This window comes from Flavobacterium sp. Sd200, from assembly GCF_009826935.1.
GTDB lineage: Bacteria > Bacteroidota > Bacteroidia > Flavobacteriales > Flavobacteriaceae > Flavobacterium.
Genome location: NZ_WUMN01000002.1, coordinates 389,263 through 415,417 on the forward strand (window position 1 = coordinate 389,263; position 26,155 = coordinate 415,417).

Here is a 26,155-nt window from a genome sequence, read left to right on the forward strand (position 1 = left end):
CTTTATTTTAATGCTGTAAATAGTATATATGCTTATTTGATATTATTTTAAGCATCAAAACTTTCTTGTCCGATTATTAAAATAATTAAGGTAAATTCTTTGCATTTGGATTTTTAGTAATCACGATCACCTCTGTAGGTTCTTCTTTCTCAATGAGCTTTAAACCATAAACGCCCAAAGATTTATTTACAGTACTCACACTTGACATGTCTCCGTTAATCTCAATATTTATCTTACCCGTGTAACCAGTCCGGTTCACCACCGGTACTTTAACTTTCAGATAAGGCTGGAGTTGAGAAAGAAAATATGCTATTGGTTGGTTTGCTATTCTGAGAAATCTGTCACCTGAAATTTTAATTGATTCTCCCGAACCCTGTTTGAAATTATAAAGATTCTTACTTTCATTGTAAACCAGGGCTAAAACTTTTCGGTTGATTTTCTCGGGATGAACCTCAATTCCATAGCGACTAAAATATCTGTTAAGATCCTGTTGCATCATTTCAAATAGCCCGTCAGTTGTAAAAAAAGTGTCACGCACAGCAAGTTCATAGCTATAAGCATTCGTCTTAATATTGTTTTTCCAGTTATTTATTAGAGCTTCAGATTTAAAAATCCCGATTTTAGCAGAATCAGTAAAGTCTGTGAAACCCCTGCAAACCACTCTATTCATGTCGAGCCAGGAAAGGTCGAATTTTCCGTAAGCGCATTGGAATAACCTCACAATGGAACTATTGATACATGCGATAAAGTCATTATTTATACCCCTTGCATAACTTGGGTTTAAATCCTCTCTATATTTTGTCACCATTGAATGATACAAAAATTCATCGCCCAGTACAACTTGCTTGCTGGCATATGGGGGCTTATGCGTGTCGTATTTGATGGTGCGGGGTTTGTTGTCAATCTTAAGTGTATTCCCATCGATCAGATCATGTATACTATCATATGTAACACCGACTTTTTCAGTTATCGCCATCACAATACCCTTTTTATCTATTAATATGCAATGAGGAATGCTTTGATGAGGAAAATACTTTTCAATTACTGAATCTTTCAAAACAGTCAAAAAAGCGGGGGGATTATTTGAAAATTGTCTATTTAATACCCCATTAACCGTTTTGTCACCTTCACGAGTAACACAAATAACCATAAGATCATTTCTAAATCGCCTTTGTAACGAGTCCAGGAACGGCAATGAGGCAACACATGGAGGACACCATGTAGCCCAAAAATCTAACAGGATAGCCTTGCCTCTAAAGTCAGACAGTTTTAATTGCTCCGATGGTTTACCATATATATGTTTTAATTGCAATTCGGGTAACTTACTACCTATTTCTGTTGGGTTTATTTTTTGTGCACAGACTGTATTATAGAATATACAACATAGTAAAACCTGCCCTAAAATAATTCTAAGTGTCATTTTCGATAAATTCATGTTAGTTATCTTGGGTTTTGCTGCATTCCCGATAGTGTAATTATATCATCAGGCAAAGCCAATGCAAATCTTAAATCGTTAGCAGGTAAAATGTAGGTCTGTCCATTTAAAATTCTTTTCAGACTAATTCCATATCCTTCTTTATTCAGCCGCTTTATGTCCATCCATCGAGTTCCCCTCATAACCAATTCCTTTTGACGTTCCAACAGTATTTTTGATAATGCATCAGACGGGTCTGATGCAGTTAGGGGGATAAAAGCGCCTGTCTTATACCTTTTAATTAAAATGGTATTGAGATCGCCCATGGCTGCGCTGATATTTGTCGCTCTGGCATGGCATTCAGCTCTTATCAGATATACTTCATCAGTGGCAATACCACTAAATAATTGCGCAGTGCCGTAATAACTTCCTCTAAAAGCCATACTACCATCTGCATTTACTTTAAAGTACAGCGTTTTTCTGAGATCATTCGATGCGTAAAGCCGATATAATACCGTGTCAATTTTAGCATTAGTTATATTAGTTAACTGTCCTCCGGCACCACCATTGTATGTATTGTAGATTACCTCTTTGTTAAACTGAGTTATAGGGTATGCCGATGCAGTATTGAAAGTATTGAAATCAACTAAGGTATTATATATCTTTAAACATGAATCCGCATACAAACCAGCCTTATTATATTGGCGCATTGCCAAATAGGCTTTTGCCATAAGGGCATAAGCGGCTGGTTTGCAAGATCGCTGAGAATGAACTGAGGTATTGGGTAGCAAACGAACAGCTGCATTTGCATCTGTCACAATCTGGTTATAAGTCTCTGCAACTGTTGATCTGACAGAAGGTATATTGAAATCCGAGGTTAGACGCAAAGGTATTCCCAAATCTGATTCCGAAGTTCGGTCATCGTAAGCCAGAGACCAGATACTTGCAGCTTTTAGAAACGCATATGCTCTTAAAAACTGGGCTTGCCCTTTGACATTATCCCAAGCTGACGCATTACTTTCTGTTTTGACAATTTTATCCAGATTATCTAAAACCACATTTGCGATGTATACGGTGTTATACAATTGCGTCCAATCATTTGTGACATTTGTATAAGGGTTGAACACATTGGTAGGTTGCCATGTATACAAATTCCTGAACTGCTCATATGAAAAAGATTGAAAGCTAGCATATGACACGTAATAGTCATCAGAACTTGCCGCATCGGCATTAGGGTTCATTCCATTTACAGTAAGGTCATTATCCAACAAACTCTGTAAATCCTGAACTGTACTTATTACTACAAGAGATTGATCAGATTTAGCATCCAAATATTTCTTGCAGCTGGTAAGTATTGTAAAAGACGCTAAGAAAAATATGATAGAGTTTCTTTTATTTTTCATTTCAAACTAAATTTATAGGTTAGCTCTAATTCCAATGGCAATATTCTTTGCCGGGGGCATCAAAGTGGTTGTAGATGTATAATCAGGGTCTATTCCCAAATCATTGGCACGCCAGATAATTCCTAAATTATTAGCATTTAAATAGACTTGTAATCCGTTAAATGGCAGCCAATGGTAGTGCTTTTTTGATAAATCGTAAGCAACGGTTATATATTGCAAACGAATACAATCTGCTTTTTCGATGAGCGTCTCAGCCCCTGCATAGAAGTTATCCCTAGCAGAGTTTATTGGATAGTTAAAAGCAGGAACATTAGTTGTATTCTCATCTCCTGGTTTTTGCCATCTATTTGAGTAATCGGCATGTCCCACCGAACTCGCCAGTGTGGCATAACCGACAGACTGTCTTTTGAAATAATTTCCAAAATTATAGGTTACACGGGCGGTGAAAGAAAGTCCCTTATAACTTAAGGTATTTCCTAACGTGCCATAAAATACTGGAAATCTTGGGCCATTATAAACCAAATCAGCTATTTGGGTACCGCTGCCTGTCAATGAAGCGTAATTTTCACTTATTTGTCCATTAAGGATACCTTGTGGATTACCGTTTGAGCTAAGCCCTGCCCATCTATAAGAATAGACACCCCAAACAGGTCTGTCCAAAACCGGGTTTTTAGTTCCAACTGTATATATACTTCCCGCTGTTGTAAGAACAGTGTACTTGGTTACTTTATCGCTGTAATAATTTACATTAAAGTTTGTTAGCCACTTAATACTTCCGTCAATATTTAGGCTGTTGATCTCTACATCAACACCGTTTCCTTGCATTGATGCAACATTTTTTGTCAGAGTAGCAATTCCCAAACCTACTGTGTAATCTACTGGCACAGTCGCATATAAATCTGTGCTTTTTTTCCGGTAGTAATCAATGCTTCCATAAATCCGGTCACCTTTGAATCGGAAATCCATTCCGAGATTAAATGTCCCAACCTTTTCCCATCGGAGACTTGGATTGGAAAAATTTCTCACTTGGGCGTATGGAGTACTTGTATAGATTGATGTACCCAAATAGGAAATTGTTGTTACAGCAGATCTGCTGGGATCAACATTTCCGCTATATCCATAGGTCGCTCTTAATTTGAGATTGGAAATAGCTTTTACGCTGTAAAAGTTTTCTTCTGATATATCCCAGCTTACGCCGGTGGACCAAAGAGGCGTCCATTTGTCGTTTGTGTTAACACCAAAAAGATTAGATGCATCTCTTCGCATACTTCCTGACAGAGTATATTTTTTATCATATGTATAAGCACCATTGGCATAAAAAGAAACAAACCTATTTCGCGTCTGTGACAAGGAATTATTATAAGGAATAGCAACTAAACTCTTTGTGACATAATTTGGATAGGTGGTACTATAAGTAACCGGAGAAGTGGTCAATAATGAATTGTTATATCCGTAATTGCGTGTTCTGTTGGCATCAGTAATTACTTCCCGCAATTCTTCGCCAGCTATCATAGAAACTGAATGCTTCCCCCAATCCCTTGAATAGTTCAACTGGCCACGAAGATTGCTTGCCGTCAAAGTGCTATTCTGTAAGTCAAGGATACCTCCTTTAGGTATTGGATTCGTAACAGAACTTCCATTAACCTGTGTGTAAGAATTAATCAGGTTCCGAGCGAAATAACTCTCAACATTGTAAGTGGTACTGGCATTTACCAATTGCTTTTCAAATTGATATTTAACATCAATACTGAGGCCTTTCAGAATTTGGTAATTTGCTCCAAAATTTAATAAAATATCCTGTGTGCCAGTAAGTGTGTAATTATGCTGGTAATCGGTTAGCGGATAATAATTCCAGTCTAATAATTGTCCCGTTTTAGCGGCATTATCTTTAAATGCCTGGCTATATGTTTGAGCTACTGATAAAGGGTTACCGGCAGTATCCGCGAGCATTTGGTAAGGCTGCTGCAGGTATCCGAAAGCTGTTTTGCCACTTCTGTTATTACTTTTGGTATAGGTCAATCCTGTGGTGAGCTGCAAGCCTTTAACCGGATTAAAAGAGGCATTTGAGCGCAAATTAAGCCTCTCGTATTTTGCTGCAAGGTTACTTATATCTTTGTTGTAACCAACTGAAAACAGATAAGTTGATTTCCCGTTGCCACCGCTTAGATCAATATGATATTGCTGGTTTACCGCCTTTTGATAGATAAACTTTTCAAAATCATCCCGTGTGTCGTTATTTGTTAAAGAATTGATCTGCTGTTCTGCCTGCGCTGGAGTAATTGAGCCATTCGCTGCTTTCACCAGTAATTGGACTACGGGAGAAACTACAGGGTATTGTGCACTGTTAATTTGATTATTATAATATCCCCTGCTGTATAAATCTTTTTCAAAAGCTATATAATCAGCACTTGACATTAAAGTAAGGTAATCCAGATCGGGTTTATTGCTGATTGTAACGCTAGAATTAAAACTTAGCTTTAAAGGTTGGTTCACCTTTCCCTTTTTTGTAGTAATCACGATTACTCCGTTGCCTGCTTTTGTACCCCAGATAGATGCAGCTGCTGCATCTTTTAATACTGTTACTGATTCCACATCATTTGGGTTAAGATTATTGATATTTCCCTCATAAGGAAAATTATCAACAACGATCAAAGGACTGGTAGGACCGTTAATGGTGCTGATACCTCTTACCATCAATTGATTGGTAGCAGTAGAATTATTCCGGTAAACAGAAACACCATTAGCTATATATTCCAGACGACTGAGTATGTCTGTACCAACCTGTTGATTGTAAAGTTGATTGTTGACTGTCGTAAAACTTCCGGTTGCCCGTTCTTTAGGCAGAGTCTGATACCCCGTAGAAACTACTACCTGATCCAAGGCATTGTTAATACGCCTGAGCACAACCTCTTGAAAAGGCATACTATCGCTTACTTTCATGATGTACGGACTATAGCCTATAAAGCTTACCGTTACCTCGTCACCCGGTTGGGCAGAAAAAGAAAACTCTCCATTGCTATCAGCAGTATATGCCTTATTGCTCCCTTTTATATGGATAGCAGCTCCCGGTAATACAGCTCCCGTGGTATCGGTAACTTTGCCCTTTACTTCAACAGGCAGAGATAGGGCTGTTTTCACTTTTTTTGATAAACTCTTGTCTTTGGCCTTAACGATGATCGTATTGTCGACAATTTCATACCGGAGCGCGAGGCCCTCCAAGCATTGGTCCAATGCTTGTGAAAGCGTTACCTCCTTTACCGCAATATTGACTTTCGGCATCTGCCGAAGCACTTCGTTATTATAAAAGAAACTGTAGCCGCTTTGCTGCTCAATTATCTTGAAGACCTTTGACAGGGGGGCATTTTTTTCATTCAGGGTAATGGTTTGTGCATACACGGATGCGGATACTTTAAAACAGGCCAGGGCAATAAGAAGTACAACAAGCTTCATAACGACCAATGCTTTAATAAACCGCTCCCTATAGGAGGAGAGCGTAGAAATATTCATACTTTTGTTGGGTTAGGGTTAATCAATAAATCTTCGAAGGATCGTACCGGTTTACCGGGTTGTTGGCCCAGCATCAGGCCGGTGAGTGTTGGAAGCACTCCCGGCCCTTGTTTTGGGCATTTATTTAACTATTCTATTAACTAAACTTCTTTCTACATAGGCATTTTTGTTTTAAGGGTTTTCGAATTGGGTTAAGGTTTTACGATTAGTTTACTACCTTCTATGGTGGCATTGATATCGCTTGCACGAAGTATCTTGATAAGGCCTGAAAGATTGGATTTACGGGAAATACCCCCAGTAAATAAGGCATCTGGGATTTTCCCTTCATATACAATTTGCACATTATACCAACGGCTTAACGACCTCATAATAGTCGGAATGTCAGCATCCCTGAAATAAGTACGACCGTTCTTCCAAGCCACTGCAGCCTCTACATCCGCTTCCCTTATTATGATCCCCTCACCTACCAGCGCCTGTTGCCCGGGTTTGATGATCTTCTCAAGTTTTGACCTGATTACTTTGACAGAACCCTCCAGTAACGTAGTACGTACTTCCTTTTCATCCTTATAAGCCATGATATTGAAATGCGTGCCTAATACTTCGACGGTTTGCCTGCTATTCAACACCTGGAAAGGTTGCGATTTATTATGGGCTACCTCGAAATAAGCTTCTCCGGTCAATTCCACTACTCTCTCTTTTAATCCTGTAAAGGCAATGGGATATTTTAAAGAAGAGGCTGCATTCAGCCATACTTTGGTACCATCGGGTAGCTGCACCTGGTACTCTCCCCCACTTGGGGTTTCAATAGTGTTATAATTATTGGCAAGTGGTTTACCTGCTACGGTATAAATGACCTGTCCATTGGCTGTTTTAACAATCTTAACACCGGGCTGCGTTGCTATATTCCCATTTTTTACAGCACTTAAATTGATCTTACTGCCATCGGCAAGGGTAAGGGTGGCAATGCTGCCGCCTGGCCGGGCATCGGGCTCATTTTGTGAAACATGTATTTCATTAGCATCTTTTTTCTTTGTTATAAGCATAATGCCTATAAAAGAAAGCCCCAGTAATATCATGGCAGCAACAGATATTGCAGGAAGAAGCCTTTTTATCCTGCTCACCGGCTTTGTTCTGCTAAATATCTTCTTTTGCAGGCTGGTGTCGATCTTATAAATTAATGCTTCGTCACCCTTGGCATGAGCATCTTTCTCTAATTCTTTTTCAATGAGTTCCGACAGGATAACCTTATCCTCATCCAAATTAAAATGATCCAGAAGCTCCTTTAACTCTCCCTCAGTTAATCGGTTGTTCAAATACTTACCGAACAGGGTACGGATGTGATCGTATCTTTCCAAAGCTTTTTATTAGTAATACGCTTGCGAAAGAAAAAGCACACAGCCTACATTGAAATAATGTAAACAAATTATGAAATAATACTCCTTGGCCGATAGATGCGGTTAAAGAACCCAGTTTGCATAGACATAAAAAAAAGAGGTTGCCCATCGGACAACCTCTTAACGATTAACTAAACTATTAAACTAAGGAAGATATTCGATCTTGAAAGTCAGGCTACCCGAACTTACCAGTGCTCCGCTGGCATTGGTTTTTACGGCAAGGGTACTTTCACTAACCTGCCATTTAACATAGCCCAAGATCGGTGTCGGTGAAACTAACAGGATGGAAAGACGGCCCCTGAATGCCATAGAGCATTGTATGCCGTAATATTTTATAACATGGGGATTCATATTCGCGAGATAGTCCGCCTGCGGTGTGGTCAGGCTAAAATTGGAAGTCATCCAAAGCTTAAAATCGGATTCCACAGCATCGGCCTGTGCAAAAAGCAGGCTGTCTGATAAGGCATACAGTTCGGTTGTTTTAGCTGTTACACCCGCCGGGGTAAATGGTTGAGATGGCATAATTTATAATTTGTTCGAATTTTTAATAGATTAAATAAGGGCATACAAAATTGTCTACCACGGTAAGCCCGTTTAAGATATGTGAAGACAAATCTCAAATACAGTAGTAGCAAAAAGATTTGGATAGCAAGTGGATGAGATCCTCTGCATATCATATTTATAAGACAGGGGAAATGATTTTCATAGATTTTGTGTTTAGAGTTAATAAATAATTCTTTGAAGGATCGTACTGCCCTTGGCAGTGCCATTGAATTAATGCATGTTGGAAGCATGGCATTTTATGGCATAAGGTAGTTGCTTTATTTTATCATAGGCATCAATTAAAGTCAATCAAAGAAATCAGTATTGATTTTATTGCTGAACTTATAACTCGTAATACGCGCTAAAGAAAGAAACTACACATTCCATATTTAAAATTCTTTCAATTATATATGCGCAAGGTTCTATCTAATCCTGCTTAACCTGTTAAAAGAATTACTTTATTTTTATTGGAAGATGTTTTTTGCATCTGAATTATATTTATATTTAATACCATAATTTAAACTATAAGCAGTTGGTATATAACTATTAAACAAACATTCAAGATACAATCAGATGTGCGATTCGATACCCGGAAAATTGAATTCATCTTTGGCCATCTTTTTATTTACCACGTTTACACATCAAATGAACTATTGTTAATTTAATTTTTCAGGTTATGGCCGAGGGAAATGCTAACGACGAACTCATTGAACAGCTTAAAGTGCTTATCAAAAAATTGGAGAATCCCAAAAAAGATATGAGCGCCTGGGTGGGATTAGCCATTTCATTTTTATCAACGGTCGTAATCGCAGGATTGAGCCTCTATTTCTCAAATCTGGAATCAGAAAGGAGCAACGAATATAATCTAAAGCAGATAGAGGTTCAGAAAGCTAACCTGAGGGTAGAAGAACTCAAAGCACTGAATTCCCTTATTCCTGCTCTTTCAAGTAAAGATACTGCTGTAAAAAGGATTGCTTTTCAAATGCTGGAAGCCTCGCAGTCGGCATCTCCGTCGGAAACAGCAATAAAGAAAACAGATAGCCTTTTTAAAAAGCCCGATACCACTACTCCCGTAATAGCAGAATTTTATAGATTACTTAAAATTGCAGAGTCGCGTAGCCAACCTATTGAAGCCAGAACAGCGGCTCTTGAGAAAATAGGTAAAGTCACATTTTCTTCTAAGCTACCAATTACAGAAAGAAATAAAGTCATTAAAGTAGCGACTACAATTGCTTCGTCCCCATCTGAACCTGAGAGCATCAAAAAAACAGCAACGGCTATACTTGAAAATATAAAAAACATCTCCCTATCCCAACTTGAAAGTACTTTAAAAAGTGAGAGTGTATCTAGGGTGATCGATGGAATTATTATCCACCATACAGGTACTCCTTTTTCTACAGAAAAATACAATGGCCTATCTAGCGTAATGAATATCGCGAAATTTCAGGTAACTCAGTTTAGCTGGAATAAAGTTTCCTGGCACTACCTGATCGCTCCGGACGGCTCAATATGGCTCGGAGTACCGCTTAACGAAGGTGCGATCCACACTCCCGGTCAAAACAAGACTACAGTTTCCGTCTTGCTATTTATGGATGGAGATGTCGAACTTCCTACCGAAGCCCAACTGCTGACTCTTAAGAAGACCGTTGGTTTGTTATCTGACAAACTGAAACTTGGAACGCAATCTGTACACACTCATCACTATTTTAATACAAACAAAACCTGTCCGGGGAAAATGGTTACTGAACAATATATTCAGGAACAGCTATCAACTTCCGATTAAAGGGTTCGCTTTTAGTGTAACACTTAAGCACATTTTCGAAAAAGAAATATCAGTTGATTGATTACATGGTATCAATTATTGTTGATAACAATAAACCTAAAGTAATTTGAGAACGCGACCTTTGTGAAAAATATTCCTTTAGAAATAAATTAGCCCGATACATGTGATTATTGATCGTACCGGTAGTGATATTAAGTAATCGGCTTACTTCCTCATAGCTTTTGTCTTCCAATTTGCAAAGCACGAATACTTTCTGTTGCTGGGGTGGTAAAAGGCTTATCGCTTTGCTAAGCTCAGCCTGATTCTCCTTACGAAATATCGCTTTTTCAATATGCTCATAGGAACTTTGTGTAGCTATAATTAAATGTTCATAAAGGCGTTTATCCCTACCAGCCTTTCTGAATACATCATACGCCATATTATGGGCTATTTTATATAAGTAAGCATTCAGCGACTGTGTGGTATCTATCCGATCACGTTGCTCCCATACTTTGAGAAAAAGATCCTGCAAAAGTTCCTCCACAAGCTGGGGCGACTTTAAAAGGCGTAATGAAGCCGAAATGAGCCTTGTTTTGTAAAGGTGATAAATTTTCTCAAAGGCAATATGATCCCCACCTTGCAGTCTTTCCAGCAAGTCCCTTTCTTCATTTGGGTTGATCATTTTCATAAAGGAACCGTAAAATAACAATTATTTAATACAGTATCAAATAATTGTAAACAGTTCCATGAGTCCGAAACTGCTTCCTTAAGCAGGATCGTATATAATTTCTATGGTCAATTCTTCTGCAAATTCTACTTTACCATTTTGGTGGAATATTTGCCATTTGCATCTTTTGCTCTTTAGCCGCTTACTGCTCTTCGGGCCACCGGGATTCAAAATTGATAGAACAATGGGTGAACGGGCGCGGACTGTATCGGAAACTTCTCCTGAAATATAAGATAAAAAATCACCTGTAAAGAGATCCAAAAACTCGTCCTGATCAGGGGTCAAAAGAAAATTATCCCTCACCCAATCCTTAAACTGGGTTTGTATGAGGTCAGCCTGGGCATCGAGTAAGGGGTTAGTCAAGGCATATAATTCAGTTTGCTTGTCTATTACACCGGATGGGTTGAAGGGTACTTGTGCCATAATCATAAAGTATAAAAGTTGAACATGGACTAAGGTCTACCCCCCTTAAAGCAATACATATTCCAAATATGTTTAAGAATCGATATATTTGAAAATAGTGATCACTCAGGTTACCGGGTATCATGGATATAAGCTATAACGACAGATATTTCAGGTTTGCTCTTGGTTTCATTGCAGCGCATATCATTGTCATGTACAATGAGCCGGATAATTTCCTGCAGGCACTCTTTACCCTCTCCTACCTTAAAGGACTGACAGGCAGTTTTGCTATTGCCATGCTGCTCATTGAATGGGTACATCTCACCGCAATGCGGCTGGACAGGCGCTGGGACTGGCACCAAGATACACTCACGCGCCTTTTCTGGCAAACGGTACTGGGATTTCTGATCCCTGCTGTTTTAGCCTTCCTCATGGCTGCACTCTTTTTCTATGCCTATGGTTATAATATCTTCAAGACCACCTACATGAGTCAGGACTATACCCTTATCCTGTTCATGATCCTTGCCATCAACATCTATTATTTCGGCCTGAACTCGTTCCTGCGCCTGCGCGGGACATCCATCATAAAAAATGAAGATGTAGATAGTACAACATCGTCCAAAGAAGTAATTTTGGTAGATACGGTCAACCGCTCTATACCAGTGAAGGTAGAAGATATAGCATATTATTATATCCTCAAAGGTGATGTCTACATGAGAACAAAGGCAATGTCCAATATGGAAGAAAGTTATCCCATACAGGATAACTTACGGGCTCTCGAACAGAAGTTAGACAGACGCATGTTTTTTAGGATCAACCGACAGATGATCGTGAGTTTTCAGTCCTGCCTTTATTATAAACCGGGAAAAAATAAAACTCTTGAGGTTGCCCTTACCCCTGCTCCCTATCAAAATGTGGAAAGTGTTCCTGTAGAGCATGCCCGGCTTTGTATCGTCAGCGAAGACCGCGCAGTATCGTTCCGCAAATGGATGGACAGGTAAGTGACTATATATACTACATTTGGTACACCCGTTGTATTTTTTTCTGGTCAGGCCAATCCTGTTGTCGAACGGCTTCTTGTCTCATTCCTAAGTTTCCGCCATTCCCCCAAATTAGTGCCCCGCATCCCCTTCAGATTTTGGCAGTCCCCCAAAAATCACGCTGAATGCCTTTCAACATATCGGTATTTGTTAACCGATAATCGATTTTTCCCTGATTTTAGATGATGATTTTACAAACAGGCTTAATATGCACGCCTATAATGCAAAATCATAAAGCTATGGATGCTACCCAACATTTTTCGGAAGCCCTCGCCAATGAATATCCTTTAGTATGGCTTGATACACTGATTACCTACACGCTGAATCCGAGCCGTGCCGAACACACGGGACTGACCAATGAGCGAGCACTCTATCTCTATGAGCAGATCGACCTGGAGGAAGCAAAATTGCAGCTCCTTATAAAGTCAAGGGTTTTCGCACTCAACAAAAAGAACGAAATTGAATTACTAATCCGGCGCTTTCATTCCTCACTGGTCATCCTTTTGGACCATAGCCTCGAAAACAAAAAAAGATCAGGCTTCAAAAATCCACTCATCAGCAAAATTCACAAAGCATTGTCAGCCTGCCTGGAACGGCTGTTAGCTTTTATCGAAACCCGCTTTTCAATTTATCTCGGGTTGGAAGAAAGGGTTCCCGCAACTTATCTTATGATGGCGAAGAAAGAGTTTCAAAAGAGGCTGGACAAGATAAAAGTTTTAGCCCAGAAGCAAACAAGTTCAATACCGGTCTTCGAAATACTGCTCCAAAACCTAAATGCTTTTATCGCTGCACATCCTTTACAGGAGGAAGCAACTTTTCGCAGCGTACTTTACCGCAAAGAATGGCTGAAGCAATTAGAAGGGCTCAATTGGGATGCTGCCTCCGATGTCTTCCAGGTAAAGTTGCATGAACTGCTGGTCTATATGAACTTCAACAGCAAAGCCTACATCAAATATCTTACAGGGATCATCGAAGAAGAAATTACTGCTAAAGAAACGCCCGTGGAAAAAATGGACCTTCTCCTTTTCCGTTACAAAGCCTTTAACCAATTGCAATCCAAGCCGGGAATGGTACTTAACCCTAAATACCACGACTTAAAATTGGTTGTTGGAAATTGGTTCGTTCAGGAAATACGCTATATGGAAAAAAAGTTACAATGGTCTGCCTTACCTTTACCAGAGAGTGCGAAAGCACTCAAGCCAGTAAAAACACAGCATAAAGTTATTGATAAAGTCCTTTTGGAGTTATCCTCGGATCAGATTGGCTTAATTTTCCGCGCAGCAGATGATTTAAGGATATTGGTAGCCAAATCACTTAGCCAGGTCTTTCGGAGCATTACCCCCCACCTCTCCACACCGTATAACGATACTCTTTCCTACAAAGGCATGCGAACACAATCGTATGTTGCCGAAGACAGGGATAAGCAGATTGCTATAGATGCACTGGAAAGAATCATTAAAAAAATAAAAGAATACTAAAAGCCCCTAGATTATGAAACAGCTCTTACTTTTTTTCTCCCTTATTTTATTCATAAGTTGTGGACGAAACGACCTGTCCCATGAGGAAGCTGCCAGGCTCCTGAAATCAAAAACTGGATTTCCACGTAATATCGATTATGAAATATACAGGGGCGAACCCCGCTATGCCAGAAGGCTAATTCAGGCAGGTTTGGAAAGAGAAGGATTCGTGAAAATCCAAAAAGATTATGAGAAGAATAACGACAGCAGACCCATCATACATTTTACAGACAAGGCAAAGCCGTACCTTTTATTTGTAGCACCGGACAACCTGGAATACTTTACCTTTGATATACAAAAGGTAAAACTTGCTGAAGAACAATTTCAAAAGGTCAATAAGGTGACTGTATTTGCCGATGTGGCTACAGTCGAATATACCACCATTTATAAAAACCTTACTCCATTTGCAATATTGATCGGCCTCAAGGAAAATAAAAAGATCACCAACAAAGCTATTTTTATGCTGACCGGTGATGGATGGGTACTGCAGGAGAAATAACGCTTTTTATCTTATCGTTTAAATTAACTGCCAGCCAAACGGCAAACGGGTATGGCTGACTTTACTCAAACTGATTGGTAGTTTAATATGGAAATTTAATTAAAACTTTGTTTCATCTCTCGAATGCCCCTACTCAGGTAATGTTCACCGTCAGGCCAAAGCGTCTGCCCTTTGACAAGCCATGCAAAACCGAAAGCTTCTACGGCAACCGTCTCAAATACATAAACCATTGGAAACGGCTTTAGGTCAAAACCGGCAATGAAATAAACTCCCAAAATAGCAAGGGAACCAATAATAATCCAGCCACAAGTGATAAATACAATATTCCTCTTGGCCTTTTGGGTGCGCCTCCCGTCAGGTTTTAATTTTTGTTCACCTTCTTTAGTCTTGGTAAAATAAAAAATCGAAATGAAGGAAAGGCTTAAAAGGAATATCGCTGCAAAGGCGAAATGCCAGCCTGTTCCGTTCAACGAAGGAAGTATACCTCCCTCGCCGGTATGTACGCTAAGGCCGCAATCACCACAGTCTTTTTTAGTTGGCACAAAAGCTACTCCCATTCCGCACACCCCAGCCAAGAACGTTAAGGCCCGCTCTGTCAGCGTGTAACCTTTATAGGTGATTAGAAATGTTCCGATCACGCAGAGCATAACGACCAGGATGTCACCACGGTCAGTATAAAAATAGTCACTTATTGATGGTTCAAAACCATTATACTCTGATGTTCTTGCCGGTAATACTGCCAATACCACAGGCAATAGCATACCCCCGAAACCGATCAGGTTCCTCAAAGTAAGATAAGAGAAAACCAGCTCATTATTGGCCTCTTTGGAAAGGTCCATTTGTTGTGTAGCATCCATATTTATCTTGCAGGCATTCACTGCCACATTAAGCATTTCTATTTATATCACTCTTCGGTTTCTTTTCCTAACTCTTCAATTATAGCCTTTACTTTTCCGGGAATTGAGAGGTAATCCCCCGATACAACAGAGCCCGCTAAAAGGATCAATTGGGCAGTAATATCGATAACCTTCTGCACGGTTTGGATCGTTTTGATCGCTTTATTTAACTTACCGGTGGCATCCTGTAATTGCTCTAATGCCTTTTTACCTTCTTCCGCAATTTGGATAGCGGTCATTGCATATAAAGTTTTGCTTGCAATTATAAGGTCGCGCGCGGTATCGCTTAACGCTTCGATCTCCTGGTACGGATGCGTTGCCATTTCATCCTGAACCCTCTTATTAATAGTCGTGGCAGCGGACACCATCGAATCTGCCAGTGCTTTAAGTTGATATTGATCGGCCATGATTAGTTTGATTTGTCGGTTAACAATTTGATGTTAGTATAGATTAGGTAAACCTCTGCGCTATGCTGGTTAATAATGTCTTTGACGGCTTGTGCTGTCAGTTTGCTATTGGCAAGAACTGTAGCTGTTTTATTATGCTCATCCTTAATTTTCACCAAGGCTTCCACAAGCTGCGTGATCTGTGTTTTGTGCTTATCCAGCTTTATTTTTTCATCATTGTAAGCTTTGGTCAAATCAGCTTTCTTTGATATCTCCACATTCGGGTTGGCTAAAATCAGGCTGTATTTTGAGTCTATCAATGCCTGGTCTGCCGCAATCAGCGGCAATAGCGCGTTATTAAAAATATCGATCAGGGTCTGGATACTTTTAGAAACATCCCCATCGTAACCAATAATGACCTCCCTTATTTTCTTTTCGCGGTAAGCCCCCATCAACTTGGAGGTAAAGACAGTTGCAATTTTTGCGGCGGCATCTACCTTATCGTCACTGGTTACTCCCAGTTTGGCTTTAAGAGCGGCATCCGCCTTAATATTATCACGGACAGCATCGAAATTATAATTGACCAGGTTTGGATCGGATAACTTGGTTAATGCTTCAAAATAAGCGGAAATACTTTTTATATAAAAGGTAATTGCCTTGTCAGCATCGGTTGCCATTTTGGGTTCGTTGGCCACTATTATTGCCTGAGGCAGCTGTAGCGTATTCCCGACGATGTTCCCAGTCAGCTTATAGGCATTTTGCCCCAATGTGTAGGTATAATAACTGGAGGTAAAGTTATAGCCAATATCATCATAGGAAATAATAGTCTTTACCGCCGTTTTAGAAAAATTATTGACATGCTTTAAATCAGCACACCCTACTGCAAAAATTGCAGCAATGAGGGAAACAATGAGGTGTTTTTTCATGACAAGTGAGGTTAAGTTTGAACCTGTCCACAACACGTTTCAGGAACGACGAAATGGAAAGATATTATATGTTAAATATATTAAAAAATAAATTATAACTAATTATTTATCAATAGTTTATTTCTAAAAAAAAATCTAATAGTAACCAGAAAGCTATTCACAAGAACTTATATACCGATTCAATAGAGCCACTACTAAACAACAGGTTTCAGGGTTGCAACTTGGGTTACAACTTCAAAGTTGAAACTGACCGGCATTCTTCTGCACCCTTACTTTGCTTTCAGAAACGATAACAGCCCGCTCACTGCGGAACATTGTGTAACGATTTAAATGAGAGCATATGTTTACAGGTATTTCATGGCAAAGCTATCTGATGTTAGTGGTTGCCTCTTCAGCTATTTATTATTTCTATGTCGCGGTTCGTTACTATAGCAGTGACCTGACAGCCTGGATTTCCAAAAAATCAAGCCGAAAGACAGCATATACCACGGTGACGAGAAGTCCTGTGCCCACCGAGCCGCTCCCATCCAAAATCATATCTGACAACTACGAAACATCAGAATCTGCTGAAAGCGATTACGATGAATTGGAATACCTGATCGGGAGCATACAGAAAACCATCAGCGATGCGGCGGCCCGCAGTATGAAACCCAATGAATTGAAAGGCGCTCTGGGACTGGTATTACAAGAACACCCTTCCCTTAAAAACGACGGTATGCGCCCGGCCATCAACGAGCTGGTGGCCTCCGAATGTGCCAAACAAAATATCCCCATAAGCGAGTCCGAAGCAGACAGGCTTTGGGAAAATCAGATATAGCGGAGCGGGCCTCCCTGTCCACGCCGGTGCGTTAGGGCAAGTGTGACAGATAGATGGAGCGATGTGACGGCGATGCCCCTCCGTTTTTTACTTCCTCTTTTTAAAAACTTTTTAAACGTGTGAGTTATGAAAATGTGCAGTTGGATTAAAAAGCCAGCCCTGCAAAGGGCTCTTATTGCCGGAATTTTATTGTTTCTGGCCACCGTAAATGCCTTCGCGCAGGACGGTATTGAGGGTATTAACGAAGCGAACACCAAAGTACGCAGTTACTTCTCCGCAGGCACTAACCTCATGTATGCAGTCGGTGCTATCCTTGGGCTTATAGGCGCTGTCAAGGTGTACCAAAAATGGAATGCGGGCGATCAGGACACAGGCAAAGTAGCCGCCGCATGGTTCGGCAGCTGTATCTTTTTGGTAGTGGTTGCCACGGTGATCCAGTCTTTCTTCGGCATCTCTTAAAAATCAGTCATGGTAGAAAAACTAAAAGAAAAATTGTGGGCATTTATTGTCCACAATAATCCTGACGTGATGCTGAACCTGCAGAAGGATTACTCGGTAACCCACTATCTGGACGAGAAAGTAAACGGCATCCTGCCGATGGTGGATAAACTTCTTGCAGAAGATAAGCCGAATTACATTATCGAGGAACTTGCCCTAAACGAGCTTACCGCGGATCTCAAACCTTCTAAATTCCTGTACATCCGCTCGGTTTTGGAAGAAGAATTTCCCGATGACTTTAAAAGGCTATCGGAACTGGGCGTGCTGACTTCTGAGGTAGTGAACCTCATTGCAGCCTGCATGGACGACTTCGAGGCGTTCGATTTTTCCGAGGAGACATACGATGACCGCCACTTGCGGTATGCGGTAATTACGAGGGTACACGATCACCTGCTATAGGGTTAATAATCTAAATATCATGGCAAACAGTGTCTATCAGATCAACAAAGGCATAAACGCCTCAATAGAGTTTAAGGGTTTGAAGGCCCAATACATCTGGTATTTGGGCGGCGGAGTGGTTGGACTTCTTATTGTTTTTGCCGTCATGTACCTCATTGGCCTGCCTTCCTGGCTTTGTATCGGGGTCATTCTTTTGAGCGGAACCGGACTGGTGGTAAAAATCTACGGGATGAGCAACAAATATGGTGAGCACGGCCTGATGAAGGTGCTTGCAAAAAAGCAAGTCCCTAAGGTGTTACGCTCCCGCAGCCGCAGGATTTTTCTGGTGGTTAAATAACTGAATGACGAACAGGATAAATGATAATGAGATGGAAAAAGTGCTGGATGATATTTTACCGATAATGGATGTACAACATGACTGCATCCTGAGCAAGATGGGTGATGTGACCATTGCCTTTAAGGCAGAGCTGCCTGAGATCTTTACACTTTCCGACCAGGAATATGAAGCTTTCCACCAGGCATGGATCAAGGCCATCAAAATTCTTCCTAAACAGACAGTGTTGCACAAGCAGGACTGGTTCCTCCAAACTGGTTACAAACCGGACTTTACCAAAGATGACAATAGTTTTTTAAGTCGTGCCAGTGAGCGTTTCTTTAACGAACGCCCTTTTTTGGACCATAGCTGCTATATCTTTTTAACCAAGAAACCGCAGAACCGCCAAACCGCGACCTCCATGTTTTCGAGCCTTTTAAAAAGGTCTATCGTGCCGGAAGAAACCCTGAAATCACAACTCCTCCAGGACTTTTTAGATAGCGCCGGACAGTTCAGGCGTATTATGGAAGACAGCGGATTTGTCAAGCTAAAAAGACTTACCGAAGCTGAACTACTGAGCCAAAGCAGGTCGCATGGCATTATTGAAAAATACTGTTATCTCTCGGAAAGCGACGACAGCTTTATTGTCAGTGACCTTGCCTTTAATGAGGGCTTACAGGTTGGCGACCGCCACTGTCAGCTTTATACATTATCGGATGCGCAGGACCTGCCTGCATTATGTGGCAGCCGTATCAACTATGATAAGTATTCGACCGACCGGACCAATTTCAGTATCGGTTTTGCCTCGACATTGGGTCAGCTTTTGCCCTGCAACCACATATACAACCAATACATCTTTATAGAGGATGCACAGAAAATTATACAGAAGCTGGAAGCCAAAAGGCTGCGTCTGCAATCCCTGTCTGCCTACAGCCGGGAAAACATGATCGCGCGTGATGCCACCAATGACTTTTTGAATGAAGCCATCGGCCAGCAACGCCTCCCGGTAAAGGCACACTTTAATGTACTGGCCTGGACAGATGACAAGCAGGAACTCAAAGACCTGAAAAATATGGTATCGTCGGCACTTGCCCAAATGGATGCGGTAGCCAAGCAGGAAACAGTCGGCGCAGCGCAAATATTTTGGGCGGGCATACCGGGCAATGCCGCAGACTTCCCGATGAACGACACCTTCGACACGTTTGCCGAGCAGGCCACATGTTTTTTGAATTTGGAGACCGGGTACCACACCTCACTTAGCCCCGTAGGTATACGCCTCGGTGACCGCCTCACCGGCAAACCCGTACACGTGGACATCAGCGATGAGCCGATGACTATGGGAATTTGTACCAACCGCAACAAGTTCATATTAGGGCCAAGCGGATCAGGCAAATCCTTTTTTACCAACCATATGGTCCGCAGCTATTACGAGCAGGGCACGCACGTAGTGCTGGTGGATGTAGGCCATAGCTACAAAGGCTTATGCGATATGGTAGCTGGCTATTACTTCACCTATAGCGAAGAGAACCCAATACGTTTCAACCCTTTCTTTATCGGTGAAGGGGACAGCCTGGATACTGAAAAGAAAGAGAGCATTAAAACGTTGCTCTTGGCATTATGGAAAAAGGATGATGAGGCCTTTAAGCGCAGTGAATACGTAGCCTTATCCAATGCAATTACCGGTTACTATGAACATTTGAAAAGTGACACCGGTGTCTTTGCCTGCTTCGATACCTTCTACGAGTTTTTGCAGGATGCCTATAAGAAGGTATTGGAAGATGACCGGGTGAAAGAGAAGGATTTTGACGTGGATAATTTCCTGTATGTGCTGCGCCCGTATTACAGGGGTGGTGAATTTGATTACCTGCTCAACGCCACCCAAAACCTGAACCTTCTGCAGGAACGATTTATCGTTTTTGAACTGGACAATATAAAGGACCACCCGATTCTTTTCCCTGTGGTAACCATCATCATCATGGAAGTTTTCATAAACAAGATGCGCAAAATGAAGGGTATCCGCAAGATGATTTTGATTGAAGAAGCCTGGAAAGCACTGATGAAAGAAGGTTTTGCAGAATACATTAAATATCTTTTTAAAACCGTAAGGAAATTCTTTGGGGAAGCCATCGTGGTAACCCAGGAGGTGGAAGACATTATTTCCTCACCCGTGGTAAAACAGGCCATCATCAACAATAGCGACTGCAAGATATTGCTCGACCAGTCCAAATACCAAAACAAGTTCGACCAAATTCAGGAGCTGTTAGGGCTTACGGAAAAGGAAAAAGCATTGGTGCTTTCTGTCAACAAAGCCAATGACCCAGCCCGTAAATACAAGGAAGTTTTTATCTCACTCGGCGGTATGCTCTCCAAGGTGTACCGTACAGAGGTGTCGCTCGAAGAATATCTGGCCTACTCAACCGAGCAGACCGAAAAGGTAAAACTGATGGAGTATGCTGCAAAATTCGGCGGGGATATCCGCAAGGGGATTGCAGCGATGGCAGAAGATATCAGAAGCAAAAGTAACATTTAAAACATACTGTAATGGAAAATCAAAGCTTAATACAAACGCTGAAAGCCATTTGGGCTACTATATGCATCTTTTGCAGCCAACATACCCAAAGCACGGCAGCCATGAAAAAGGCTTATTTAAAGCAATGGCCGGGAGATACCGCCTCCGACGGCCACACGCTTGTAGCGATATCGGTCATCCCCTATGGGAGCATATTCAAAGTTCATCAACTTTACTATTTACAGGGCGAATTGCAGCGGCAAAAAACCTGGCTTGCCACTTACGGATGGCACTCAAACGGCCACCTCATAGAAATTGGCGGCGACCGCCATTGCATCTTTAACCCTGCCGGAAAAGAACTATACTTCGAATACTTCGATGCAAATGTCGATAAGGTAACCGAAACATATAAGGAACTCTAAAAAACTAACCCATGAAAAAATTCATCAGAGTCTTAGGGTTGGCGCTCGTGCTATGGATAGCACCACCTCCCCCACCGGCCAATGCACAGATCCTGGAGGTCATTAAAGTCGCAGTGAAAAAAGTTATCAGGGCGATGGACCTACAGGTACAACGACTGCAGAATAAGACTATATGGCTGCAAAACGCGCAAAAGACACTCGAAAATACCCTCAGCAAACTTAAGCTCGATGAGATCGCCGACTGGACCGAGAAACAAAAAGAGCAGTATGCCCAATATTACGAGGAACTGGCTAAGGTTAAAGCCATTATCAGCTACTACCAGCGCATACGCGATATTACCCAAAAGCAGGCGCAACTCGTGCGTGATTACCAGTACGCCTGGAACCTCTTGCAACAGGATGAGCATTTTACCCAAGAAGAGATACAGTACATGGGCAAGGTCTATTCAGGTATACTGGAAGAAAGCATCAAGAACATCGACCAGATCACCCTTATCGTGGAATCGTTTACGACCACCATGAGCGATGCCAAACGACTGGAACTGATCAACCAGGCAGCAGACCGGGTGGATGAGAACTACAGCGACCTGACCCGCTTTAACCGCCAAAATGCGCTGCTCAGCCTACAACGCGCCAAAGGTGCGCATGAGGCTGAAGTGGTAAAAAGAATATATGGTCTACCTTAAAAAAACAAATAGTATGTCAGCATTTACCGCCAATGACCTTTCTAAGCTATTTGAAGTTAAGGGGTACACCGGGCTTACACAATTCTATTCCCCCTCCTTTGAGTTTTCTGACACTATCGAAGCAGGTTTGAAGCGGGTACAGCAGGAATTTTCCGGACAGCAGTGCCCTAATACTTTCAGTCTGTCTTCTTACCCAGTATGGAATGGGCAGGGCGCCCCCTATGTATCGAGTTATATTTCCTGCGCATACCAAGATGAACAATTCAGCATAAGGCTTTTGGACCTGAGCTATAACAATGGTACCTACAATGGTGAACTCTCAAGACAGCTACTAAAGGAACCAGAAACTGAAAAAATTCCTGACAAACAGTATTTAAGCGATACGCTCAGGGATCTGACGGCACCGGTTAAGGAATTAAGCAAAAGAAATAGTAAACGTTTTAAGCTATGAAAGCATTTTTGATCACATTTATCGCCTTGGCAACATTTAATGTAGCCAACGGCCAAACCTGGAGCGAATGGTTCAACCAGAACAGCACCCAAAAGAAATACCTCCTCCAACAGATCGCCGCGCTAAAAGTGTATATCGGGTATGCTCAGAGGGGCTACAAGATCGCTAAAGAGGGCCTGACTACAATTGGCAATATCACAGGAGGTGAATTCGACCTGCATGATACATTCTTTACTTCTTTAAGAGTGGTCAACCCTGAAATTAAGAAGTATGCCCGAGTGGCCGACATCATTGCGCTGCAAACCAAGATTATGCACGATTACACAAGCGCCTACAGTTGGCTTTCAGAAAGTGACATCTTTCACGGCAGTGAATTGGAATATATTCAAAGGGCATATACCAAGATGCTCGATAACTGCGAAGCCATCATTGATGAGCTCATCGCAGTAACTACAGATGGGCAGCTTGAGATGAAGGATGACGAGCGTATGGCCCGAATCAATGCGCTTTATACGCAGATGCAGGATAACTGGGAGTTTTGCCGTGGTTTTGGCAATGAGGTCAAAACCCTTGCTATGGCAAGGCTTCACCATAAAAACGATGCAATAACCATCCGCAGCCTAAGCGGTATTAAAACGACAGAGCCATGAAAAAGGCAGTAACAATCCTATTGCTGGGGCTATTCGGAATAGCCTCCGTAAACAAGGCTTCGGCCCAATCGCAGGAAGTGCAGCAATTGCTGCTCAATATTGAAAAGCTCACCCAGTTCAAGCAGATATTATCCGATATGAAAAAAGGCTACCATATATTAGAAGGTGGCTACAATACCATTAAGGACATATCTCAGGGGAACTTCAGCCTTCACAAAGCCTTTCTTGACGGGCTGATGGCTGTGAGCCCTGCCGTGCGCAATTACTACAAGGCCGGTGAGATCATTGACTACCAAATAAGGCTGGTAAGTGAATACCGCAGTGCCTATAACCGCTTCCGCGCCGATGATAATTTTAACCCGCAGGAAATTGGCTATTTGGCAAAAGTATATGACAACCTTTTAAAGGAAAGCCTGCGCAGTCTCGATGAGCTACTGCTAGTCATCACCGCAGGACAGGCGCGCATGAGCGACGATGAGCGCTTACAGACCATTGACCGAATCCACTCAGAAATGGTGGACAGGCTCATGTTCCTGCGCAGCTTCAATAACGACACTTCGGTACTGGCCTTACAACGGGCAAAGGAGCGCAACGATGCCAGGATTTCGAAAAGTATCAATGGTATAAACGACTAACCCCCTCTATCATGAAACGAACTACGAAAACCGCTTTACTCGTGGTAACAGGATTGCTTTTGCCCTTTTTTAGCAATGCACAGGGCATCGGTTCCGAATTGCAAAGCATGCATGGAGTGCTTGAAGAGTTGTATGATGAGATGATACCTCTTTGCAGCCAATTGATCTCCGTGGGACAGGGCATTGCCGGGTTTGCAGCGCTGTGGTATATCTCCTCACGTGTCTGGCGGCACCTGGCCAATGCCGAACCCATTGATTTTTATCCGCTGTTCCGGCCGTTTGCCTTAGGAATGTGCGTCTTGATGTTCCCATCGGTATTGGGAATTATCAATGGCGTAATGAAACCTACGGTTACTGCGACCGCTGCCATGGTAGAAGGCTCCGACAAGGCTATCGAACGGCTTTTAGCTGAAAAAGAACGCGCCATAAAAGAGACCGACACATGGAAGATGTATGTAGGGAGTGATGGCAATGGCGATCGTGACCGCTGGTATAAATATACCCATGATGGTGCTGACCCTGATAATGAGGGTATGGTCGCCGGTATTGGGAATGACATCAAATTTGCCATGTCCAAGGCCATGTACAATTTCCGAAACTCCGTAAAGGAATGGATGAGTGAAGTGCTGGAGGTACTCTTTCAGGCAGCTGCGCTTTGTATTGACACCCTGCGTACTTTCCAATTAGTGGTACTGGCAATACTTGGGCCGCTGGTATTTGGGATTTCCGTGTTCGACGGATTGCAACATACACTCACTGCCTGGCTCTCCCGCTACATCAATATATTCCTCTGGCTGCCCGTGGCCAACATTTTCGGAGCCATTATCGGAAAAATTCAGGAAAAAATGCTGGAACTCGACCTTCAACAGATAGGGCAAGCCGGTGACACCTTCTTTAGTAAACAGGATGTAGCCTACCTGATATTTATGATCATCGGCATTGTCGGATATTTTACGGTACCCTCTGTGGCTAACTATATCGTCCATGCTGGTGGGGGTAGCGCATTAGGCCAGAAAGTGACCAGCATATTCTCCAGTACCACCTCCGGCACGGTTCAAATGGTTGGTGGAAGAAGTATGGATACCGCTAAAAGCATTGGCAACATGGGCTCAGACTTTAATAAGGGGCTATCCGGACAGGAAAGCGGCAGCGGGTTAAGTGGAGCAGTTGGGCGCAGTGCAGGATATGGCGGTGCGTATATGGCAGATAAGTTAACAGGCAATAAAGAATAAAGAAAGGAACAGCATGTTTACAAAAATGAAAAACATCGATACGGCAGTCCGCCATTTAAAAGCATTCACCATTTGCGTAGTCATCGGTTGTATCGCCATCTGCTGCTTTGCCATCTGGAAAAGTTTTGACATGGTATCGGAAGTCCAGTCAAGGGTGTATATCCTATCGGGTGGCAAAGCACTCGAAGCATTTTCGGCTGGCCGCAAGGATAATGTGCCGGTTGAGGCGCGCGACCATGTAAAAACGTTCCACGAGTTTTTCTTTACGCTTGATCCCGACGATAAAGCCATTGCAGCCAACACTACAAAAGCGCTGTATCTGGCCGATGGTAGCGCCAAGCGTACATATGACGATCTGAAGGAGAACGGCTATTATGCAGGACTGATCTCCGGCAATGTCAGTCAGACTGTAAACGTAGACAGTGTGATGGTGGATGTCAGCGAATACCCCTACCGATTCCGCTGCTATGCTACCCAAAGCATCACACGGCCTACCAGTCTTACTACACGAAGCCTGATAACCGAAGGTGCCTTGCGAAACGTCTCCCGCAGCGACAATAACCCGCACGGGTTTCTGATCGAGCGGTGGAATACCATTGAGAACAGGGACCTGAAAACAGCCGCAAGGCACTAAATCGTAAGGTAATGGGACTCTTCACAAAAGCTAAAAACAAACCAGCATCACCGCTAAAGCAAATGGCCACTGCCAGGATAAGTTCGGTGTATAATAGAATCAAAAATATGTGGGCACGCTGGGTGGAAACGCGCACAGCAGCCTTTACAAAGAAGAACTGGCTTACAGCAATTGCCTGCCTCATAATCCTCATGGGGGGCTACAGCGGCTACCTTATTATGAGCGCCTTTACAAGCGAGCCCACCGCCTTCCTGAAGGTCGGATCGATACGCAGGCCTGCCCATACAGGGAACACAGGAGATACAAAAATACAAGAATTTATTTCCGAGGGTGAATATAAAAATATTGAAAGGTTTCATCGGTATATGGACAGCATCGCCCGTGACCCGATGGGCAGAAAAGAGTATGACAGCATAACTAAGGCAAGGCCGGGACTGATGGACAGTATCAGTCAGTTCGAAAGGTATTATCAGCAATTTAAAGAAAAGTAAAT

The 26,155-nt window shown here is 42.1% G+C and carries 27 protein-coding genes; 17 read left to right on the forward strand and 10 right to left on the reverse strand.

The genetic code is table 11. The annotated features are described in order from the left end of the window. Positions 1–85: 85 nt before the first annotated feature. From GR160_RS07825 to GR160_RS07845, 5 genes are all read right to left on the reverse strand, one after another. Entirely contained in the window at positions 86–1,435 is a 1,350-nt protein-coding gene (locus GR160_RS07825) for a redoxin family protein (protein WP_160749310.1), read from the reverse strand. A 5-nt stretch (positions 1,436–1,440) separates the two neighbouring features. Then, positions 1,441–2,817, reverse strand: coding sequence for a RagB/SusD family nutrient uptake outer membrane protein (locus GR160_RS07830; protein WP_160749311.1), 1,377 nt, complete (start codon positions 2,815–2,817; stop codon positions 1,441–1,443). A gap of 12 nt (positions 2,818–2,829) precedes the next feature. Continuing rightward, positions 2,830–6,324: a SusC/RagA family TonB-linked outer membrane protein gene (locus tag GR160_RS07835; protein WP_160749312.1), complete on the reverse strand. Its 3,495-nt coding sequence runs from the start codon at positions 6,322–6,324 to the stop codon at positions 2,830–2,832. A 191-nt stretch (positions 6,325–6,515) separates the two neighbouring features. Then, positions 6,516–7,679 (reverse strand): FecR family protein, encoded by a 1,164-nt coding sequence (locus GR160_RS07840; protein WP_160749313.1) that lies wholly within the window; start codon positions 7,677–7,679, stop codon positions 6,516–6,518. A gap of 183 nt (positions 7,680–7,862) precedes the next feature. Next, positions 7,863–8,240 (reverse strand): hypothetical protein, encoded by a 378-nt coding sequence (locus tag GR160_RS07845; protein ID WP_160749314.1) that lies wholly within the window; start codon positions 8,238–8,240, stop codon positions 7,863–7,865. Between the two features lie 697 nt (positions 8,241–8,937). On the opposite strand from GR160_RS07845, the gene GR160_RS07850 reads away from it, so the two are divergent. Next, entirely contained in the window at positions 8,938–10,044 is a 1,107-nt protein-coding gene (locus GR160_RS07850) for a peptidoglycan recognition family protein (protein ID WP_160749315.1), read from the forward strand. 61 nt (positions 10,045–10,105) lie between these two features. Here the strand turns inward: GR160_RS07850 and GR160_RS07855 are convergent, their stop codons facing one another. Beyond that, on the reverse strand, positions 10,106–10,711 hold the full coding sequence (locus GR160_RS07855) for an RNA polymerase sigma factor (protein WP_160749316.1): 606 nt from the start codon (positions 10,709–10,711) through the stop codon (positions 10,106–10,108). Positions 10,712–10,789: 78 nt separating this feature from the next. Further along, positions 10,790–11,173 carry a hypothetical protein gene (locus tag GR160_RS07860; protein WP_160749317.1) on the reverse strand — a complete coding sequence of 128 codons (384 nt, stop codon included), beginning with the start codon at positions 11,171–11,173 and terminating at the stop codon, positions 10,790–10,792. A gap of 410 nt (positions 11,174–11,583) precedes the next feature. Between GR160_RS07860 and GR160_RS07865 the strand changes: the two genes are divergently transcribed. From GR160_RS07865 to GR160_RS07875, 3 genes are all read left to right on the forward strand, one after another. Continuing rightward, positions 11,584–12,153 carry a LytTR family DNA-binding domain-containing protein gene (locus GR160_RS07865; RefSeq protein WP_160749318.1) on the forward strand — a complete coding sequence of 190 codons (570 nt, stop codon included), beginning with the start codon at positions 11,584–11,586 and terminating at the stop codon, positions 12,151–12,153. 278 nt (positions 12,154–12,431) lie between these two features. Then, entirely contained in the window at positions 12,432–13,670 is a 1,239-nt protein-coding gene (locus GR160_RS07870; protein ID WP_160749319.1) for a hypothetical protein, read from the forward strand. Between the two features lie 13 nt (positions 13,671–13,683). After that, positions 13,684–14,208, forward strand: a complete 525-nt coding sequence (locus tag GR160_RS07875) for a hypothetical protein (RefSeq protein WP_160749320.1) — start codon at positions 13,684–13,686, stop codon at positions 14,206–14,208. 95 nt (positions 14,209–14,303) lie between these two features. On the opposite strand, the gene GR160_RS07880 is transcribed toward GR160_RS07875, so the two are convergent. The 3 genes from GR160_RS07880 to GR160_RS07890 are packed head-to-tail and all read right to left on the reverse strand — an operon-like array spanning position 14,304 to position 16,416. Continuing rightward, positions 14,304–15,065 (reverse strand): hypothetical protein, encoded by a 762-nt coding sequence (locus GR160_RS07880; protein ID WP_160749321.1) that lies wholly within the window; start codon positions 15,063–15,065, stop codon positions 14,304–14,306. Positions 15,066–15,112: 47 nt separating this feature from the next. After that, a complete protein-coding gene (locus GR160_RS07885) occupies positions 15,113–15,511 on the reverse strand; it encodes a hypothetical protein (RefSeq protein WP_160749322.1) in 399 nt (132 codons plus the stop codon). Between the two features lie 2 nt (positions 15,512–15,513). Beyond that, entirely contained in the window at positions 15,514–16,416 is a 903-nt protein-coding gene (locus tag GR160_RS07890; RefSeq protein WP_160749323.1) for a hypothetical protein, read from the reverse strand. A 340-nt stretch (positions 16,417–16,756) separates the two neighbouring features. Here GR160_RS07890 and GR160_RS07895 point away from each other — a divergent pair, with 340 nt between their 5' ends. The 13 genes from GR160_RS07895 (at position 16,757) to GR160_RS07955 (ending at position 26,153) form a co-directional block, all read left to right on the forward strand. After that, on the forward strand, positions 16,757–17,233 hold the full coding sequence (locus GR160_RS07895) for a hypothetical protein (RefSeq protein ID WP_160749324.1): 477 nt from the start codon (positions 16,757–16,759) through the stop codon (positions 17,231–17,233). 132 nt (positions 17,234–17,365) lie between these two features. Then, positions 17,366–17,692 (forward strand): DUF4134 domain-containing protein, encoded by a 327-nt coding sequence (locus GR160_RS07900; RefSeq protein ID WP_202390751.1) that lies wholly within the window; start codon positions 17,366–17,368, stop codon positions 17,690–17,692. Between the two features lie 9 nt (positions 17,693–17,701). Beyond that, positions 17,702–18,130: a hypothetical protein gene (locus tag GR160_RS07905; RefSeq protein ID WP_160749326.1), complete on the forward strand. Its 429-nt coding sequence runs from the start codon at positions 17,702–17,704 to the stop codon at positions 18,128–18,130. Positions 18,131–18,149: 19 nt separating this feature from the next. Continuing rightward, positions 18,150–18,467, forward strand: coding sequence for a DUF4133 domain-containing protein (locus tag GR160_RS07910; RefSeq protein WP_160749327.1), 318 nt, complete (start codon positions 18,150–18,152; stop codon positions 18,465–18,467). 31 nt (positions 18,468–18,498) lie between these two features. Continuing rightward, positions 18,499–20,973, forward strand: coding sequence for a TraG family conjugative transposon ATPase (locus tag GR160_RS07915; RefSeq protein ID WP_160749328.1), 2,475 nt, complete (start codon positions 18,499–18,501; stop codon positions 20,971–20,973). Positions 20,974–20,984: 11 nt separating this feature from the next. After that, entirely contained in the window at positions 20,985–21,374 is a 390-nt protein-coding gene (locus GR160_RS07920) for a hypothetical protein (RefSeq protein WP_160749329.1), read from the forward strand. A gap of 11 nt (positions 21,375–21,385) precedes the next feature. After that, positions 21,386–22,060, forward strand: coding sequence for a conjugal transfer protein TraI (locus GR160_RS07925; RefSeq protein ID WP_160749330.1), 675 nt, complete (start codon positions 21,386–21,388; stop codon positions 22,058–22,060). 13 nt (positions 22,061–22,073) lie between these two features. Next, entirely contained in the window at positions 22,074–22,511 is a 438-nt protein-coding gene (locus tag GR160_RS07930) for a hypothetical protein (protein WP_160749331.1), read from the forward strand. Beyond that, positions 22,508–23,161, forward strand: coding sequence for a hypothetical protein (locus GR160_RS07935; RefSeq protein WP_202390742.1), 654 nt, complete (start codon positions 22,508–22,510; stop codon positions 23,159–23,161). Before GR160_RS07930 ends, GR160_RS07935 begins: the two co-directional genes overlap by 4 nt. Further along, positions 23,158–23,796 carry a TerB family tellurite resistance protein gene (locus GR160_RS07940; RefSeq protein ID WP_160749332.1) on the forward strand — a complete coding sequence of 213 codons (639 nt, stop codon included), beginning with the start codon at positions 23,158–23,160 and terminating at the stop codon, positions 23,794–23,796. Before GR160_RS07935 ends, GR160_RS07940 begins: the two co-directional genes overlap by 4 nt. 11 nt (positions 23,797–23,807) lie before the next feature. Continuing rightward, positions 23,808–25,028 carry a conjugative transposon protein TraJ gene (gene traJ / locus GR160_RS07945; RefSeq protein ID WP_160749333.1) on the forward strand — a complete coding sequence of 407 codons (1,221 nt, stop codon included), beginning with the start codon at positions 23,808–23,810 and terminating at the stop codon, positions 25,026–25,028. 25 nt (positions 25,029–25,053) lie between these two features. Then, a complete protein-coding gene (gene traK / locus GR160_RS07950) occupies positions 25,054–25,662 on the forward strand; it encodes a conjugative transposon protein TraK (RefSeq protein ID WP_237421188.1) in 609 nt (202 codons plus the stop codon). Between the two features lie 11 nt (positions 25,663–25,673). Continuing rightward, positions 25,674–26,153: a hypothetical protein gene (locus GR160_RS07955; protein ID WP_160749335.1), complete on the forward strand. Its 480-nt coding sequence runs from the start codon at positions 25,674–25,676 to the stop codon at positions 26,151–26,153. The last annotated feature ends 2 nt before the right edge of the window (positions 26,154–26,155 follow it).